Here is a 17,277-nt window from a genome sequence, read left to right on the forward strand (position 1 = left end):
TATATAAACTTTAACATTCATCACGACATAACTTGGCTTTATAAAATTTGAATTTTGCTTTGCAAAAATTTCAATTCATGAATTTTGATCGAGTTAGTGAAAAGTTAAATATACTTGCAGACGCTGCTAAGTATGATGTTTCTTGTTCTTCCAGCGGAGGAAATAGAAAAAATAATAACAAAGGCTTAGGTGATTCTAAAGCTTCTGGAATTTGCCATACGTATACTGAAGATGGACGATGTGTATCTTTATTAAAAATTTTATTAACCAATCATTGTATTTATGATTGTGCTTTTTGTGTTTCAAGAAAAAGTAACGATGTTCAACGCGCTGCTTTTACAGTGGAAGAAGTTGTCGATTTAACGATTAATTTTTACCGTAGAAATTATATTGAAGGTTTATTTCTTAGTTCAGGTATTTTTAAAAATGCTGATTTTACGATGGAACGATTAGTTCGTATTGCTAAAAAACTGAGATTAGAACATCGTTTTAACGGTTATATCCATCTAAAATCTATTCCTGGAGCCAGCGAAGAATTATTAACTGAAGCTGGATTATATGCTGATCGATTATCTATTAATCTTGAAATGCCTACGGAAGAAGGTTTAAAACTTGTTGCTCCAGATAAATCTCATGTCGATGTACAAAAACCTCTTGGTTTTGTAAACAATAAAATTATTCAGTTAAAGGACGAAAAAAAATTAATAAAATCGGTTCCGAAATTTGCTCCTGCTGGTCAATCAACACAAATGGTAATTGGCGCTACTCCCGAAAATGATTTCCAAATTATGTCTATTGCTAATCAATATTACAATGATTATAACTTGAAGCGCGTGTATTATTCAGGTTTTATTCCGATTAATCATAACGATACATTATTACCTTCTATTGGTTCACAACCTCCTTTATTACGCGAAAATAGATTATATCAAACAGATTGGTTAATGCGATTTTATCAATTTGATGTGCATGAAATTTTAAACGAAACTAATCCACATTTAGATACTGATATTGATCCAAAATTGAGTTACGCTCTACGTAATTTACATTTATTTCCGGTCGATATTAATACAGCAGATTATCATATGATTTTGCGTATTCCTGGAGTTGGCGTACGTTCTGCCAAGAAAATTATTGCAGCTAGAAAATTCAGAAAAATTAGAACCTATCAATTAAAAAGTTTTGGAATTGCTTATAATCGTGCGCGTTATTTTATGCGTTGTGAAGATGATCAATATCAACGATTTGAATTATTACCAACACAGATTAAAAATAAAATTCTAAGCAATTCTCAAAGTAAATATTTAAAAAATGATCCTAATCAACTAGTCTTATTTGGGTAATGGAAAATTATGTTTTTGATGGAAGTTTTGATGGTTTAATGACATTAATATTTGATTATTATGTACGAAAGCCACAATCAATTAAAGTTTGGAATGAAAGAGATTATCAACCAACTATGTTTGATGAAATTTATAATGTTATTTCAGATCCCGATAAAGCAAATCGCGTACGAAAAAGATTAAAATCGAAACTAAGTAAACATGGTTGGAAACGTTTTTATTGTACTTTTTTATCTGAACAAAAAGAAGCTTTTCAACACCTATTTAATTTTGCTTGTTATGTAATTGATTCTGATCAAAACGTAGAATCAAATTTCGGAAATGAAGATGTTTTATATCTTGCACAAATGGATAGAAAGGTGAATCGAGAAAAACATCATTTCGAAGCATTTATACGTTTCGAACAATTTCCTGATGGTACATTTTATTCGACTATCGAACCAAAATATCATATACTTCCATTGATTTTAAATCATTTTAAAAATCGATATGCTGATCAGAATTGGATTATATATGATTTAATTAGAAAAACTGGATTATTGTATTCGAAAGATGAAGAAAAAGTAATTCCGATTCAATTGGATTTTGCACCAAAACAAAATCATTCAATTGTTAAATCTTACGAACCGACGGAACAACAATATCAGGATTTATGGAAAGGTTATTTTAAATCTGCCAATATTCCTGCGCGAAAAAACACAAAATTACATGTCCAATTATTGCCAAAACGCTTCTGGAAATACCTTACTGAGAAAGAATATTAAAATATTTTTAATTTTATTTATTTGAATTCGTAATAGTTAACATAAACTTCTAAAAAAAGTTTAAATAACACTTGCAAAACCCGAATAAATGGGTGTATATTTGCAGAGCAATAACGCAAAAGACCGCGATTATTACAACTGGAGAGTTGGCAGAGTGGTCGAATGCGGCAGTCTTGAAAACTGTTGAGGGTCATACCTCCGGGGGTTCGAATCCCTCACTCTCCGCAACTTATTTAATAAGTAACAGTAAAATCCCTTATTTCATACGAAATAAGGGATTTTTTTATGCCTTGAAATTAGATTCTACACATCTAAACACATTTCAAGAGCGACCCAATAGCGACCTAAAAAATAAAATCAAAAAAGGTCGTCAAAATCTCCCCTATCTCAATCGTACAATAGGATTACGGACAACTATCACTATAGCTGTACTCATAACCTAACCACGAACAAGTTCGATAAATGAACATCTTGATTCAAAACAAATAACCAGTTAATTTTTTACTAACCATTAAAAATTGAATCAAATGAAGAACAATTTTAAAATCCATGTCTACCCAAGACAAGCCAAAGCCAATAAACTAGGACAACAACCTATTTATTTTTGTGTACGAGTAAACGGAAAAAGATGGGAATTCAGTACAAAACAATACATTGATCCTAAAACTTGGGATGCTAAAAATTCCAAAATTAAAGGCAACAACAAAACAGCCAGTACAATAAATGCACAAGTTGAAATCACAAAATCAAAGATTAATACAATATTCTTAGAATACAATTTCAAGAACGAAACCCTAACTATTGACACATTAAAAGAAGAAGTACAAGGAAAAACAAATAAGAATAAACGAACACTTATTCCAATATTCCAAAATCATAACAAACAAATGAAAGCCTTAGTTCCAAAAGAATATTCTCCAGGAACACTTGAAAGATACGAAACCTCACTAAGGCACACACAAAACTTCATCAAGCATCAATACAAAAAGGAAGATATTTCTCTGGACGAAATTAACCATGCGTTTATCATGGATTATGATTTCTACCTAAGAACAGAACGTAATTGCAGCAATAACACAACAATTAAATATCTTAAAAACTTCAAGAAAATAATCAATTTATGTATAGCAAACGATTGGATTCAAAGAGATCCATTTACAAACTACAAATCTAAGTTAGACAAAATTGAAAGAATATTCTTATCAACAGAAGAGATTCAATCCATATACAACAAAGAATATACAACAGATAGATTAACACTTGTAAAAGACATTTTCATTTTTTCATGTTTTACTGGTTTAGCCTATATAGACATTGTAAATCTTACAAAAAACAATATTGTAAAAGGTATCGATGGACAATTATGGATTCATACCTACAGACAGAAAACTTCAACTCCAACCAAAATTCCATTATTAGAAATACCACTTGCTATATTAGAAAAATACAAGGACAATCCAATATGTGCTACTGGAAAATTATTACCTATTTACTCGAACCAAAAAATGAACGAGTATTTAAAAGAAATAACTGCAATCACGAAAATTAATAAAGATCTAACCTTTCATTGCGCCAGACATACGTTTGCTACTACCGTTACTTTATCCAACGGAGTACCTATCGAATCTGTTTCTAAAATGTTAGGACATACCAATATTAAAACTACGCAACATTATGCAAGAATAACAGAACAAAAAATTAGCAATGATATGCAAAACTTAAAACAAGTAATTGAAAATAAATCGATTATAAATAAAAATGCAATATAGATTTATTGTTTAATTAATTATTTTTTGTAATTTATTCTAAATTAACTACTTAAATCCATATCTCATGCAATCGCCATTACTTGAAATGTATTACCAATTTGAAGAAGAAATTACTAAAATAGAGATGACAGATATTGATATTAACAAAAAAGCTTATCAAGCAATTAACATTTCTATTAAGTACTTAAATCTTTTAGAAGAACAATTATTAATCAATAAATTTCATTCAAAACAAAGTGAAATTGAATACTTCAAATTCTTTTATCCCAAATATTTCAATGTGCATTATTATTACACCACGATATATAATTTAGAGAATGAAAAATATCAAAAATGTTTAACTAAAGAGCAAGAGATAGAATTTTATAACAAATTTAAAGAGAAACTAAAGATTATAAACGATGCAAATTTAGACGTATTAAAACTGTTTAAACCAGAACCAGGTAATATCGATAAAAAGTTATTCCTCAGAAAAAATTATAAATGGAGGCGTAAAAATTTCACTAATTTCATCAGTGAATCATACATATTTAACACCATTTCTAATGTTGTCGGCAAGCACAAAGCCATTAAGAAACTTATTATTTATTCAGACAATAAAATTCACGAATTATCAAATTGCAAACCACCACCAACATATCAACTCAAATGGACAGCTTCAAAAGTATTATTAATGGAGCTTATATATTCATTATATCTTATCGGATTTATAAATCAAGGTAAAGTTGAATTAACAGAATTAGTTCTATTTTTTGAAACAAATTTTGATATTAAACTCAATAATCATAACAACATCATTCAAGATATTAAAATGAGAAAGATAAATAAATTCAAGTTATTAGATCAATTAAAAGAGGTCCTCTCAAACAAATTAGATACATAAAATAATCCGTAGTTGTTATTCAGCTACGGATTATTTTATTAACATAACTACCATAAATAAACACTTTCATTAAAAATAACACCATAGTATGTTCCATAGTATGGAAAAAATAAATTCTAAAGTTTTCAAATTTGTAAGAGTCATAAACCTAATAACAAATGAAAACAAAACGAATTAACCCAGAAGACATTCAACTAATTTCAGAAACTGTAATTAGCCTTCTAAAAAAAGAATTAGAAATTAAACAATCCTGCAAATGGATTACATCAAAAGAAGTTTCAAAACTTTTAGGTGTTTCAAATTCAAAACTCCAAAAGATGAGACAACAAAACCTCATCACCTATTCAAATTTTGGAAGAAACATTTATTACGACACAGACGAAATATTACATATACTCGAACAAAATAAAGTAGATAAAATTCTACAGTAAAATCTTATTTCATTTGGTTTTAAGTTGGTTAGGTTAGGCAGGTTTATTACGACAAAAAAGTAATATTCCTGCCTTTTAATTTCAACCTAATCAATTACATCCTCTATTTAAGGGAAATTATAAATAAATGGCATAACGATTAGCAAACGAGTGTCAATTCATCGAAGTGAAATGTAAAAATGATTAGTGAGCGATAGCGAATCATTTAATCATTTTAATGTAACAAGATGCAAATTGACCGTCGAAAATCGAAGCCTTGATTTTTTGGTTCGTTTTGGATCAAGCCAAAATGAACATAATTGCCATTTTAATCCTATCAAAGAATCTCTCGCCAGTTCGAGTGATTATCGTTGCTCAGCAAAAGAAAATTGTATCGAGAACTAAGACTTTAATAGAGTAAAAATATTGCATAAAAATCGCAGACGTTAATAAAATAAATTGAAGGAGAGATAAAGAAGGATTTAGCGAACGATAGAGAGTCATTTAAATCCTTCCTCGTATTAAATTTATTTTTAGTCGAAAATCGTAGCCTTGACTTTTTTGTTTCGTTTTTGTGTCAAGACAAAAATGAAAGTAGAATAAATATAAACTAGTCATTCTGAACCTATCGAAGAATCTAAAATCTAAAAATATGAACTACATCAAACACCTTAATAACTTCTACAATAAAATACAAATAGATCCCGAAATAGCACCATGTCAAATCGCTTTGTATTTAGCACTATTTCAATGTTGGAACAAACAAAGGTTTGAAAATCCTATACACATCATTCGAGATGAAGTTATGCGACTAAGCAAAATCACATCCAAAAGCACCTATCATCGTTCCATGAAAATATTACACAACAATCAATACATCATTTACATTCCATCCTATAATCCATACATAGGAAGTCAAATCTATTTCAAAGACCTAACATTAGAATTAAAAAACAACAATACAACCCAACCAAAAAAGAATAAAGCAATAAACACAGTTATTGATACACCTTTAGAACAAACCAGTCCAAAAAAGAACAAACCAATAAACAAGGTTATAGACACACCTATAAACACACCCATAGAGCCTATATATAAACAGGAAAACAATAAACAGGAAAACATAAATAGCTTATGTAAGCAAGCACAAATTCCTTTTTTAATTTTTGATAAAAATTTTAAAAATAACATAGCTAAAAATCAATCAGCTGGAAAAGCTGAAATGCTCCAAAAAGAAAAAAGTTCCGTCAAAAAAGAAAAAGGTACAAATCCAACATTAGACCAAGTCAAAGAATTCTTTCAAGATAAAGACAATACATCAATCGAAGCTGAAAAGTTTTTTTACTATTTCGAATCCAATGGATGGTTAGTTGGAGGAAAAACCAAAATGAAAAACTGGAAGGCTGCTGCAAATAATTGGATGATTAACGCAACCGTATTCTCTAAAAATCAAAACAACGGATTACAAAAAAAATTAGATACATCACTAAACAAAAAATACGACGAACCATTATAACCAATACTCAAAACAATGATCAATTACCAAAAACTTATATTTCACTTAGAACAACATGCCCGAAAAAATATACATCCCGAATATTCTTTTCAAAAAGAGGATTTCCCATTCATCGTTCGATTAGCTGCTTATTTCCTAAATGACGAAGAAAAATGCAAGGAATTGAACATCGACCTCAACAAAGGAATTCTATTAACTGGACCAATCGGTATTGGGAAAACAACCTGGTTTCGATTAATGCAAACCATTATGGTCAAAGAACAAAAATTCTATTACACAACATGCAGAGATATTTCATTTGAATTTATCCGAGACGGATATCAAACTATTAACAAGTACAGCAAAGGAATCCCTTACAATTTCCCAATGAAAAACATTTGCTTCGATGATCTAGGCACAGAAAATAACATCAAATATTTCGGCAACGAATGCAATGTAATGGCTGAAATTATATTAAGTCGATACGACATATTTATAAATCATGATATCAAAACACACATCACCACTAACCTATCTGCTTCCGAAATCGAAAAGTATTACACCGAACGTGTACGCTCTCGTTTAAGACAGATGATGAATGTACTTTCTGTACCTGCGGATAGAAAGGATAAGAGAATCTAAAAATAATTTTATATTCGCATTAAATTATATATTTAAAAACTTATAAATGAAAAATAAATTACTATTCTTACTTCTATGTGTAGGTTCAATAACTTTTGGACAAAAAAAAGAATATGACAAAAAATTAATTGGTTGTTTTAAAGGATCTGAGCAAAACAAACAAGTAGATGGTATTTCTAAATATTGGATTTCTTGTCGATTTGAAAAAGGATTAAGTGTTCTTAATTTTATAACAATCGATGAAGATGGTGATGTAGAACAATTTACTGAGAATGGAAATTGGTGGACAAATGATGGAAAATATTATGAATACCATAAAACAAGTAATCTAACAGATATTTACACTTACCAAACACTTAAAAATGGTGATATAGCTTTTAAAGCAATAAAGATTATTGGTGAAGATAATAACACATACGAATTTGTTGATTATAAGATTCAAGAAGATTAATAATTAAAGATAAAAATAAACTCCAACCTCAACTCCCCAGTTGAGGTTTTTTTATTTTTATCTATTAGTTTTCAAATATAAATTAAATGTATATTTATATAAAATGATTTATTATTAATTGAATATAGAATTTGTAAATTAATGTATCGTTGTTTAGAATGTAATCATCATATTACAGAAGCTGTATTTATATATTCTTTAGAAAAATATAATACACCATTATGCATGTATCATCAAAATTGGATAAATCACATTGTACTAACATCTACTAATGAAACTATTAGATTATATTTTGCATTAAAAGTTTTAGGTTTAAATCCTATTCTTGAAAAATTTGATGGATACAAACATATAGATATTGCTTTTCCTAAAGAAAAAATAAACATTGAAGTTGATGGAAGTCATCATAATAAAAATAAATTTCAAGCAATGACTGATTTACAACGAACTTATTACTCTTTTATGAAAGGTTTCTATACAATAAGAATTCCTAATTCATTAGTTAATGATGATGTATTACTTGAGGAAGCTACAGATTATATTTTTAACATGGTTAAATCCCCTTCAAAATAATCAAACAAAAAATTAACAATTCCCACGACACCTTGTAGCGTTTATTCTTTTCATTTTTGCATTATATGTTTGCATTAGTTGACTGTAATAATTTCTACGCAAGTTGCGAAAGAGTATTTAACCCCACCCTTAATGGTAAGCCAGTTGTTGTTTTATCGAACAATGATGGCTGTGTTGTTGCGCGATCTAATGAAGCTAAAGAATTAGGCATACCAATGGGTGCACCTGCCTTTCAATACGAAGGATTATTCCGACAAAAAGGAGTCAAAGTATTTTCATCCAATTATGCTTTATACGCAAGTATGAGTAACAAAGTAATGAACATACTCAAACAACATTGTCCAGAAATTGAAGTATATTCCATTGACGAATCATTTTTATACTTCAGAGGATTCGAAAACTACGATTTAATAAAGTATTGTACACAAATCAAGGAAATGATTTACCAATACACAAAGATTCCTGTATGCATCGGAATTGCCCCTACTAAAGCATTAGCCAAAGTAGCAAACCGAATCGCTAAGAAATACCCTATGCACCACAATGGAGTATACATGATCGATTCCCAAACCAAAATCGAAAAAGCATTAAAATGGTTACCAACCGAAGATATTTGGGGAATTGGTCGTCAATTATCTAAACGATTATCCTATTTAGGTTGTAACACCGCGTATAAATTCACTCAGCTCGAAGATGAATACCTTCGTCGTAATTTCTCCATTGTCGAACTTCGATTAAAGAAAGAATTATTAGGCGAAAGCGTGTTAGGCTTAGACGAAATCCAACACAAAAAATCCATTGCCACAACACGAAGCTTTGATCACACAGTAACAGATTACAATTACCTACACGAACGTGTTTCCACGTTTGCAGTTTCTTGTGCAGAAAAACTACGTAGAGATAAAAGCAAATGCAACATTATTACGGTATTTATAATGACGAACAGATTTGATAAAACGCAAGCGTTTCATTCCAACTCATTATCTACAACTTTAGATTACGACACCAATTCAAGTATCATCTTGTCTAAAGCTGCCACTTTCTTACTAGATAAATTAGTACCGGAAGAAGGTCGTATGCCCGAATACAAGAAAGCAGGTGTAATTGTTTCAGCAATTACACCCGATAACCAAGTACAGATGAACTTATTTGCTAAAGAATCGCCTAAACACAAATCTTTAATGCAAGTAATGGATAAGTTAAACACTTATTATGGCGATCATAAACTTGTTATAGGATCACAAGATTTATCTAAGAAATGGAAAATGAAACAAGAAAGATTATCACCCTGTTACACAACAAAACTAACTGATATTTTAAAAGTAAATTAAATGGTTAATTTTATCAAAATACCAAGATTATCACCAGAACTTAAAAATGTAGCCTACACGACAGAAGGCGAAAAAAGATACATCAAAAATTTAGGCGATGTTTCCGCAGGATTCCCATCTCCTGCCACAGATTTTATTCAGAACGAAATCTCATTAGACGAACATTTTTTAGAGAAACCCGAAGCAACTTATCTTATTCGTGTAGGTGGTGAAAGTATGCAACCCGAATACCAAGTTGGTGACTTATTAATAGTCCGTTCAGATTTAGATCCTCAGCATATGGACGACATTATTGTTTCCATTAATAATTCAGAATATACATTCAAACGCTACGATAAAATTAACAAGAAATTAATCTCACTCAACCCAACTTACAAAGACTGCATTCAACTCGCAGAAGAAGACAATGCCTTAATCCTCGGTGTAGTCATTTCTTTTATCAGACAAAAAAGGAAGTTTTAGAAATATTAATCCTCAACAAATATGTTGGGGATTTTACAACCTATTTCATCACTGCAATTCCCTTGCACACCTAAACCTTACATTTACAAACCCCTAACAATAAATATTCTCTTTTTTGCTATATTTACATCTACTAGATAACTAACCATGGCTTTCAACGAAGACTCAAGAGTAAAAATACCTGCGTTGTTACATCTAACACGATTAGGATACCAATACATACCTCAAAACCAACAAAAAAGACAAGAGGAAACCAACATATTTACAGAAATATTCTTTGACAGCATTCAAAGAATCAATCCCGATGCAACAAAAGACGAAATTAAAGTAGTCTTAGATGAGATTACTTTAGAAGCGAATTTTGAAGACCTAGGAGAAAAATTCTACAAAAGATTAACTTCTTCATCAGGAATCAAATTAATTGACTTCAAAGATTTCAACAATAATTCGTTTCATGTAACGACAGAATTAACTTGTCGTAACGGAGAGGAAGAATTTCGTCCAGATATCACCATTTTAATTAATGGAATTCCATTGTCTTTTATTGAGGTTAAAAAACCTAATAACAAAGACGGTATTCTAGCAGAACGTAAACGCATCAATGAACGTTTTCAAAATCCTAAATTCAGAAGATTTGCAAACATTACGCAGTTAATGATCTTCTCTAACAACATGGAATACGAAGACGGGGTAATAGAACCAATACAAGGGGCTTACTATGCAACTTCAGCATACAAAAAATTACATTTCAGTTATTTTAGAGAAGATCCAGACTATCCTGTACAAGATCGTTTAGAAGAAATTAATTTAGACAATGAACTTGTAATTCTGAAGGATAATAACCTTTATGCTATTAAGGATAGTCCTGAATATATTACCAATAAACATTATGATTCTCCGACTAATAGAATATTAACTTCATTATTATCACGTCAGCGTTTTGCATTTATTTTAAAATATGCGTTGGCGTATGTTCACGAGGAAGAAAATGGTGTTCCTGTAGTTCAAAAACACATCATGCGTTATCCTCAGATATTCGCAACCATGGCAATTGCTGCAAAGTTAGACCAAGGCATAAACAAAGGAATCATTTGGCATACGCAAGGATCTGGTAAAACCGCGTTAGCCTATTACAATGTTAAGCATTTAACAGATTACTATCAAAAAAAGAACATCATACCAAAGTTCTATTTCATTGTAGACCGTATCGACTTATTAGAACAAGCAACAACCGAATTTTCAAATCGTGGGTTAAAAGTTAACCGTGTCAATTCTCGTGTAGAATTTATCAATGATATGAAAAAAGTTGGAGCAATTTTGAATCACTCAGGTGAACCAGAAATTACAGTAGTAAACATCCAAAAGTTTTCAGACGAAGTAAGTACAGATATGCCTATTGATTATGATATCAATGTACAGCGAATCTATTTCTTAGATGAAGCACACCGTTCATACAATCCAAAAGGTAACTACTTAGCCAACTTAATCAGTTCAGATAAAAATTCAATTAAAATTGCGTTAACAGGTACACCTTTATTAAAAGAGGTAGCGAAAGAATATGATTCTAAAAAGTTGTTTGGAGATTATATCCACAAATATTATTACAACATGTCCATTGCTGATGGTTATACGTTGCGTTTAATCCGAGAAGAGATTAAAAGTAAATTCCAAATGCAAATGACTGAGGTATTAGAGCGTTTACAGGTAAAACAAGGCGATATTCTAAAAACAGAGGTCTATGCTCACGAGCAATACGTTCGTCCATTGTTAGAATATATTACAGATGATTTAATCGAATTCCGTGTAGCCAATAACGACAGCTCATTAGGGGCAATGGTCGTTTGCGAATCCGCAACACAAGCCAAAAAGTTATTCGAATTATTCGAAGAGAAATATGGCGTACAAGAAATTGATGCAAGCAAATTAGTAGCCGAACCATACAATGTCTACCAAACAAAACAGCCTAAATTAAAAGCGGCTTTAATCTTACATGATGCCAACGATAAAGAAATACGAAAAGATTTAATCAAAGGCTTTAAAAGTGGTAAAGTAGACATCTTATTTGTATATAATATGCTACTAACAGGTTTCAGTGCAAATCGTTTAAAGAAATTGTATCTAAATCGTGTTATAAAAGATCATAATTTATTACAAGCCTTAACACGTGTTAACCGTCCATACAAAAGTTATGAATACGGTTACGTTGTTGATTTTGCAGATATATCAAAAGCGTTCGATCGTACCAACGCCTTGTATTATCAAGAGCTACAAAATCAATTAGGAGACGATTTCGAATTCTACAACAACTTATTCAAATCCAAAGAAGAAGTTCAAAGGGATTTACAACAAGTGAAAGAAACCTTATTTCAGTACAATACCCAGAACAAAGAAATATTCTCTCAACAAATCCAGCAAATCCAAGACAAGAAAATTGTTTTAGATTTGGTTAAGGCACTTCAACTTGCTAAGGATTTGAGAAACGTAATCAAATTAGAAGGTTATGAGGATGTTGAGGTAGACATTAATTTTTCAGATTATAACCGTTTCTTAATCGAAGCACGTGCACAACTGGATAAATTAAACGTCGTTGACAACTTAAAAAATAAAGAAGAAAACACCAAGCTATTAAACTTAGCGTTAGAAGATGTTTATTTTGACTTTGTGAAAATTGGCGAAAACGAATTGGTGTTAGCCGATCAATTAAAAAATCAAATTCGTTCGACAAGAGAAGCATTGCAACACAATTTCGACCAGCAAGATCCACGTTTTATTTCGTTAAGAGAAGAGTTAGAACGTATCTTTGCCAACAAGAAATTAGATGAGGTATCTCAAGACGAAATGCAAGAGCATATTCACTTACTTAAAAATATTCACGACAAAGTAAAAGAGCTCAATCGTTTAAATAATAACCTAAAAGATAAGTATCAAAACGACGAAAAGTACGTGCGTATCCATAATCGTTTAACCGAAAATGAATGGTTAGGTGTACAAGAGTCTAAATTATACGAGGCATTAATCAAAGTAAAAGAAAAGACAGACGAGCAAATCCTTAAAAATCAAAATATTTTAAGCAATACCGCTTTTTTCGAAAAGAATTTGATGCAAAATGTGGTGAAAGAGTTTGTGCAAACTCAAAAAATAAATTTAGATTTTAAAACAACTCAGAAAATTAATTATTTGATTGTAAACGAGTATCAACAACAATATAACGGATATAGACACTAAACTAATGAAAGCACCTAATATTTTTAAATTTGCTACGAAAGAGTTATCGCAAGATGCTTTCTTGTGTTGGTTATTTTCCTTTGCTGATAAAAAATATAAGAAAAGCGAATACGAACACTTACATCAGCTTGCTACAAAATTTATTCAACGGTTAATTGATAATGATAAATTAAAAATTGAATCAATTAAAGTAAGAAAGCAAATTCATAAAATTGATATTTGGGTTGAAGTTAACGATGATACGTTGTTAATCATCGAAGACAAAACAGATAGTAAAGCGGGTAAGAATCAATTAGAAAAATATTATGAGGTTGCAACAAAAGAATGTCCTAACCGTAAGATCTCTGCCATTTATTTTAAAACAGGTAACGAATCTACACATACGTTTACAAAATCGAATACAACTGGGCATTGGGAAGCTTTTAAGCTCGAAGATATTGTGGAGGTTTTATCACCTTTTCAAAAGAAAATTTCTCATGCATTTTTTACAGATTATTTAGAGATCTGTTTAGAGAAATACAACCGATTAAATGATTTTGAGAAGTGGATAAAGAAAACAGAGCTTAATGCAGAAATTAACGATGTTGTAGAAGCCTTCTATGTGCATTTAGAAAAAGATAATGTGTTTTACAATTGGCAATCAAACGACATGCGTGGGGTTAAATACTATTATGCCAACAATTACAAATATTCTGCCGATGGCGACACGATTTATACCGAATTAAATCGTTTCGATTTTAAGTTAATCTTAGATTTAGATTTAATGGGGGATGCCACAGGAAAAAAATATAAAAAATTTAAAGATGATTTAGCTAATCGTCAAGTTCGTTTTGCTTACGACGAATTATTTAAACTATTTCAATCCAAAGCTCCAAAGTTAAACCTAGTAAAACCTAAAAAATACAGTTGCCACAACTTTCTTAAATTTGCAGTCATTCCAGCAGAAGAATGGATGGTTTTTAACAGCGATAATACTTTTAATTATCAAAGTTCTAAAGAAAATATTGAGAGTATAAACAAACTTGTAGCTAAAGTTATTGAAGAGAATAAACAAGAAATTAGAACAATTACTGCACAAGCCAAAGAATACAAATAACGAAAACAATAAAATGACAGATATAAATTTCATTAACCAAACAAAGGCATTAATCGACAACTTAAAAAGTGTATGTGCCAATTATGGGTTAGGAAACGACGGGAACGAATTTAAGATCATTACTCAAATGTTCTTATATAAATTCTTAAACGATAAATTTCGTTTCGAAGCGAAGAAGGTCAATCCAACTTTAGCAGAGGCAACAAATTTTCAAGAAGCGTTAGAAAGTTTATCAGAAGATGAATACCAATTCTTAACGGTTTTAATTGGGGCAGATATCCCACAATTAAGACCTCAACACATGATTACGTATTTATACAACAACCAAAATCAAGAGGATTTTGCCAAGTTGTTTGATGATACCTTACGCCAAATCAGTGTAGAGAACGCAGAGATATTCTCTATTAAATCATCTTCGGGAGCAAAAGATAAAATGTTTGATGAGTTAAGCCAATTCATTTCAGACGGTTCGCAACGTGATGCTTTTTGTCGTGCTTTGGTAAATAAATTATTCGAATTTTCTTTTGAGAAAATGTTCGAAGAGAAATATGATTTCTTTGCTACTATTTTCGAATATTTAATCAAAGATTACAATACCGATTCGGGTGGTAAATATGCCGAATATTATACACCACATGCAGTTGCACGAATAATGGCTAAAATCTTAGCACCAGACCCTGTAAGTGGCGTAAAATGTTACGACCCAAGTGCAGGTTCGGGAACGTTGTTAATGAGTATTGCGCACCAAATTGGAGAAGAAAATTGTAGTATTTATTCAGAAGATATTTCGCAGAAATCGTCGAATATGTTGCGTTTAAATTTAGTGCTTAACAATTTATCGCACAGTATCCCGAATATCATTAAAACCAATACCATTGCCGAACCAACGTATTTAAACGAGAAGTTTGATTACATTGTATCTAATCCTCCGTTTAAATTAGATTTCTCCGATTTTAGAGAAGATTTACAAAAGGATGCTTTTAAAGACCGTTTCTTTGCTGGGATTCCTAATGTGCCTAAAACGAAGAAGGAATCAATGGCTATTTACTTAATGTTTATCCAACACATTATGTACAGCTTATCCGAAAATGGAAAAGCAGCTATTGTGTTACCTACAGGTTTTATTACGGCACAAAGTGGTATTGAAAAGAAAATTCGCCAAGCGATGATAGAGCGTGGGTGGTTACGTGGAGTAGTTTCTATGCCATCTAATATTTTTGCAAGTACTGGGACTAATGTATCCGTGATATTCCTAGATAAAAATGCCGACAACGAACATATTGTGTTAATGGATGCATCAAAGTTAGGAACAACGGTAAAAGATGGGAAGAACCAACGTACGGTTTTAACGCAAGAGGAAGAAGCTAAAATCATTGAAACGTTTAACAATAAAGAAGTTGTTGAAGATTTAAGCGTAGTCGTTTCTAAAGAAGATATCATCGCCAAAAATTATTCGTTCTCAGCTGGACAATACTTCGAGGTAAAGATTGAATATGTTGACATCACGCCCGAAGAGTTCCAACAAAAAATGAACGATTTCGAAACGCGTTTAGCGGCTTTATTTGCAGAAGGCAACGTCTTAGACCAAGAAATTCAGAAACAATTAAAAGGATTGAAGTATGAATAGTTTTTATTTAAAGGATCTTCTTGAAATAAAAAATGGTAGTGATCATAAACATTTAAATGATGGAAATATACCTGTTTATGGTAGTGGTGGTTTGATGAGAATGGTTGATACTGCAATCTATAAAGATGAAAGTATTTTATTACCAAGAAAAGGTACTTTGTCAAATATTCAATATACAAATAAACCATTTTGGACAGTAGATACATTATATTATACTATTGTCAATAAAGAAAAGGCAGTTCCTTATTATTTATATCATTATTTAAAGAGATTAGATTTAAGTAATCTTAATTCAGGAACTGGTGTTCCAAGTATGACATTTGGAGCATATTATGGTGTTAAAATTAATTTACCAAATTTACCAACCCAACAAAAAATAGCCGCAGTTCTTTCAGCCTTAGACGATAAAATCGAAGTCAACAATAAAATCAATGCAGCGTTAGAAGCCATGGCAAAAACACTGTACGATTATTGGTTTGTGCAATTCGAGTTTCCAAATGTAGAAGGTAAACCTTACAAATCAGCAGGCGGTAAAATGGTCTACAACCCAACACTAAAACGCGAAATTCCTGAGGGATGGGAGGTGAAATTTGTAGATGATTTATTGAGAAAAAATGAAAATAACCTTAAATTAAATGCGAAAGAGTATTCTTCTGAAGGTAAATTTCCAATTGTAGATCAAAGTACTGATTTCATTGCTGGTTTTTCTGATAAAGAAGATTATAAAATAGATATTTCTGTAGATTTTCCTGCAATTGTATTTGGAGATCACACAAGAATATTAAAACTTATTAATTTTGATTTTATAAGAGGAGCAGATGGTACACAAGTTTTATTTAGTAACAATGAAAGATTACCCCAAATTTTATTTTACCATTCATTATTAAAAATAGATTTATCTAATTATGGATATGCACGTCATTTCAAATTTTTGAAAGATAGTATGATTATTTTGCCACATTTAGATTTAGCTAATAAATTTGAGCGTAAAGCAAATATTTTTTACAAGAAAATCTTAAATAATCAAAAACAAAATCAAGAACTCGCACAATTACGCGATTGGTTATTACCAATGTTGATGAATGGGCAAGTAACGGTGGAGTAAGAAACAAGATCAAATTACAGAAGAATATAAAAGTCTACAACTTAGTATTCAAACTGAAATCAGTAATCTAAAATCAATAATATAACAAAATAGCCTTAATC

Annotated in this window: 15 protein-coding genes and 1 tRNA gene; all 16 read left to right on the forward strand. The window is 30.8% G+C overall.

Features of this window, described 5'->3' with window-relative positions:
• Positions 1 to 77: 77 nt before the first annotated feature.
• The 16 genes from J9309_RS00695 to J9309_RS00770 all read left to right on the forward strand — a co-directional run bounded on the left by J9309_RS00695 (position 78) and on the right by J9309_RS00770 (position 17,176).
• Positions 78 to 1,343, forward strand: coding sequence for a putative DNA modification/repair radical SAM protein (locus tag J9309_RS00695; protein ID WP_230476546.1), 1,266 nt, complete (start codon positions 78 to 80; stop codon positions 1,341 to 1,343).
• The gene (locus J9309_RS00700; RefSeq protein WP_230476547.1) at positions 1,343 to 2,107 is read left to right on the forward strand and encodes a TIGR03915 family putative DNA repair protein; all 765 of its coding nucleotides are present in this window, start codon (positions 1,343 to 1,345) and stop codon (positions 2,105 to 2,107) included. The genes J9309_RS00695 and J9309_RS00700 overlap by 1 nt, the downstream gene beginning before the upstream one ends.
• 140 nt (positions 2,108 to 2,247) lie before the next feature.
• Positions 2,248 to 2,332: transfer RNA gene (locus J9309_RS00705), tRNA-Ser, on the forward strand.
• Positions 2,333 to 2,634: 302 nt separating this feature from the next.
• Positions 2,635 to 3,876, forward strand: coding sequence for a site-specific integrase (locus tag J9309_RS00710; protein ID WP_230476548.1), 1,242 nt, complete (start codon positions 2,635 to 2,637; stop codon positions 3,874 to 3,876).
• A 64-nt stretch (positions 3,877 to 3,940) separates the two neighbouring features.
• The gene (locus tag J9309_RS00715; protein ID WP_230476549.1) at positions 3,941 to 4,759 is read left to right on the forward strand and encodes an RteC domain-containing protein; all 819 of its coding nucleotides are present in this window, start codon (positions 3,941 to 3,943) and stop codon (positions 4,757 to 4,759) included.
• 158 nt (positions 4,760 to 4,917) lie between these two features.
• Complete coding sequence (locus tag J9309_RS00720; RefSeq protein WP_121935442.1) at positions 4,918 to 5,190, forward strand: helix-turn-helix domain-containing protein; 273 nt, start codon at positions 4,918 to 4,920, stop codon at positions 5,188 to 5,190.
• 631 nt (positions 5,191 to 5,821) lie between these two features.
• On the forward strand, positions 5,822 to 6,685 hold the full coding sequence (locus J9309_RS00725) for a transcriptional regulator (protein WP_230476550.1): 864 nt from the start codon (positions 5,822 to 5,824) through the stop codon (positions 6,683 to 6,685).
• Between the two features lie 15 nt (positions 6,686 to 6,700).
• Positions 6,701 to 7,306, forward strand: coding sequence for an ATPase (locus J9309_RS00730; RefSeq protein ID WP_230476551.1), 606 nt, complete (start codon positions 6,701 to 6,703; stop codon positions 7,304 to 7,306).
• A gap of 46 nt (positions 7,307 to 7,352) precedes the next feature.
• Positions 7,353 to 7,757 carry a hypothetical protein gene (locus J9309_RS00735; RefSeq protein ID WP_230475409.1) on the forward strand — a complete coding sequence of 135 codons (405 nt, stop codon included), beginning with the start codon at positions 7,353 to 7,355 and terminating at the stop codon, positions 7,755 to 7,757.
• Positions 7,758 to 7,898: 141 nt separating this feature from the next.
• A complete protein-coding gene (locus tag J9309_RS00740) occupies positions 7,899 to 8,330 on the forward strand; it encodes a DUF559 domain-containing protein (protein WP_230476552.1) in 432 nt (143 codons plus the stop codon).
• Between the two features lie 65 nt (positions 8,331 to 8,395).
• The gene (locus J9309_RS00745; protein ID WP_230476553.1) at positions 8,396 to 9,661 is read left to right on the forward strand and encodes a Y-family DNA polymerase; all 1,266 of its coding nucleotides are present in this window, start codon (positions 8,396 to 8,398) and stop codon (positions 9,659 to 9,661) included.
• Positions 9,662 to 10,123, forward strand: coding sequence for a LexA family protein (locus J9309_RS00750; protein WP_230476554.1), 462 nt, complete (start codon positions 9,662 to 9,664; stop codon positions 10,121 to 10,123).
• Positions 10,124 to 10,270: 147 nt separating this feature from the next.
• Positions 10,271 to 13,348, forward strand: coding sequence for a type I restriction endonuclease subunit R (locus J9309_RS00755; protein ID WP_230476555.1), 3,078 nt, complete (start codon positions 10,271 to 10,273; stop codon positions 13,346 to 13,348).
• 4 nt (positions 13,349 to 13,352) lie between these two features.
• Positions 13,353 to 14,444, forward strand: coding sequence for a PD-(D/E)XK nuclease family protein (locus J9309_RS00760; RefSeq protein ID WP_230476556.1), 1,092 nt, complete (start codon positions 13,353 to 13,355; stop codon positions 14,442 to 14,444).
• A gap of 13 nt (positions 14,445 to 14,457) precedes the next feature.
• Positions 14,458 to 16,071, forward strand: a complete 1,614-nt coding sequence (locus tag J9309_RS00765) for an HsdM family class I SAM-dependent methyltransferase (protein ID WP_230476557.1) — start codon at positions 14,458 to 14,460, stop codon at positions 16,069 to 16,071.
• The gene (locus J9309_RS00770) at positions 16,064 to 17,176 is read left to right on the forward strand and encodes a restriction endonuclease subunit S (protein WP_230476558.1); all 1,113 of its coding nucleotides are present in this window, start codon (positions 16,064 to 16,066) and stop codon (positions 17,174 to 17,176) included. The genes J9309_RS00765 and J9309_RS00770 overlap by 8 nt, the downstream gene beginning before the upstream one ends.
• Positions 17,177 to 17,277 lie beyond the last annotated feature (101 nt).

The organism is Faecalibacter bovis (assembly GCF_017948305.1).
GTDB lineage: Bacteria > Bacteroidota > Bacteroidia > Flavobacteriales > Weeksellaceae > Empedobacter > Empedobacter bovis.

What these genes read in the sequence shown, in the direction of transcription:
- J9309_RS00695 (WP_230476546.1), top strand. Translation starts at nt 78, where the DNA reads ATGAATTTTGATCGAGTTAGTGAAAAGTTAAATATACTTGCAGACGCT.
- J9309_RS00700 (WP_230476547.1), top strand. Translation starts at nt 1,343, where the DNA reads ATGGAAAATTATGTTTTTGATGGAAGTTTTGATGGTTTAATGACATTA.
- J9309_RS00710 (WP_230476548.1), top strand. Translation starts at nt 2,635, where the DNA reads ATGAAGAACAATTTTAAAATCCATGTCTACCCAAGACAAGCCAAAGCC.
- J9309_RS00715 (WP_230476549.1), top strand. Translation starts at nt 3,941, where the DNA reads ATGCAATCGCCATTACTTGAAATGTATTACCAATTTGAAGAAGAAATT.
- J9309_RS00720 (WP_121935442.1), top strand. Translation starts at nt 4,918, where the DNA reads ATGAAAACAAAACGAATTAACCCAGAAGACATTCAACTAATTTCAGAA.
- J9309_RS00725 (WP_230476550.1), top strand. Translation starts at nt 5,822, where the DNA reads ATGAACTACATCAAACACCTTAATAACTTCTACAATAAAATACAAATA.
- J9309_RS00730 (WP_230476551.1), top strand. Translation starts at nt 6,701, where the DNA reads ATGATCAATTACCAAAAACTTATATTTCACTTAGAACAACATGCCCGA.
- J9309_RS00735 (WP_230475409.1), top strand. Translation starts at nt 7,353, where the DNA reads ATGAAAAATAAATTACTATTCTTACTTCTATGTGTAGGTTCAATAACT.
- J9309_RS00740 (WP_230476552.1), top strand. Translation starts at nt 7,899, where the DNA reads ATGTATCGTTGTTTAGAATGTAATCATCATATTACAGAAGCTGTATTT.
- J9309_RS00745 (WP_230476553.1), top strand. Translation starts at nt 8,396, where the DNA reads ATGTTTGCATTAGTTGACTGTAATAATTTCTACGCAAGTTGCGAAAGA.
- J9309_RS00750 (WP_230476554.1), top strand. Translation starts at nt 9,662, where the DNA reads ATGGTTAATTTTATCAAAATACCAAGATTATCACCAGAACTTAAAAAT.
- J9309_RS00755 (WP_230476555.1), top strand. Translation starts at nt 10,271, where the DNA reads ATGGCTTTCAACGAAGACTCAAGAGTAAAAATACCTGCGTTGTTACAT.
- J9309_RS00760 (WP_230476556.1), top strand. Translation starts at nt 13,353, where the DNA reads ATGAAAGCACCTAATATTTTTAAATTTGCTACGAAAGAGTTATCGCAA.
- J9309_RS00765 (WP_230476557.1), top strand. Translation starts at nt 14,458, where the DNA reads ATGACAGATATAAATTTCATTAACCAAACAAAGGCATTAATCGACAAC.
- J9309_RS00770 (WP_230476558.1), top strand. Translation starts at nt 16,064, where the DNA reads ATGAATAGTTTTTATTTAAAGGATCTTCTTGAAATAAAAAATGGTAGT.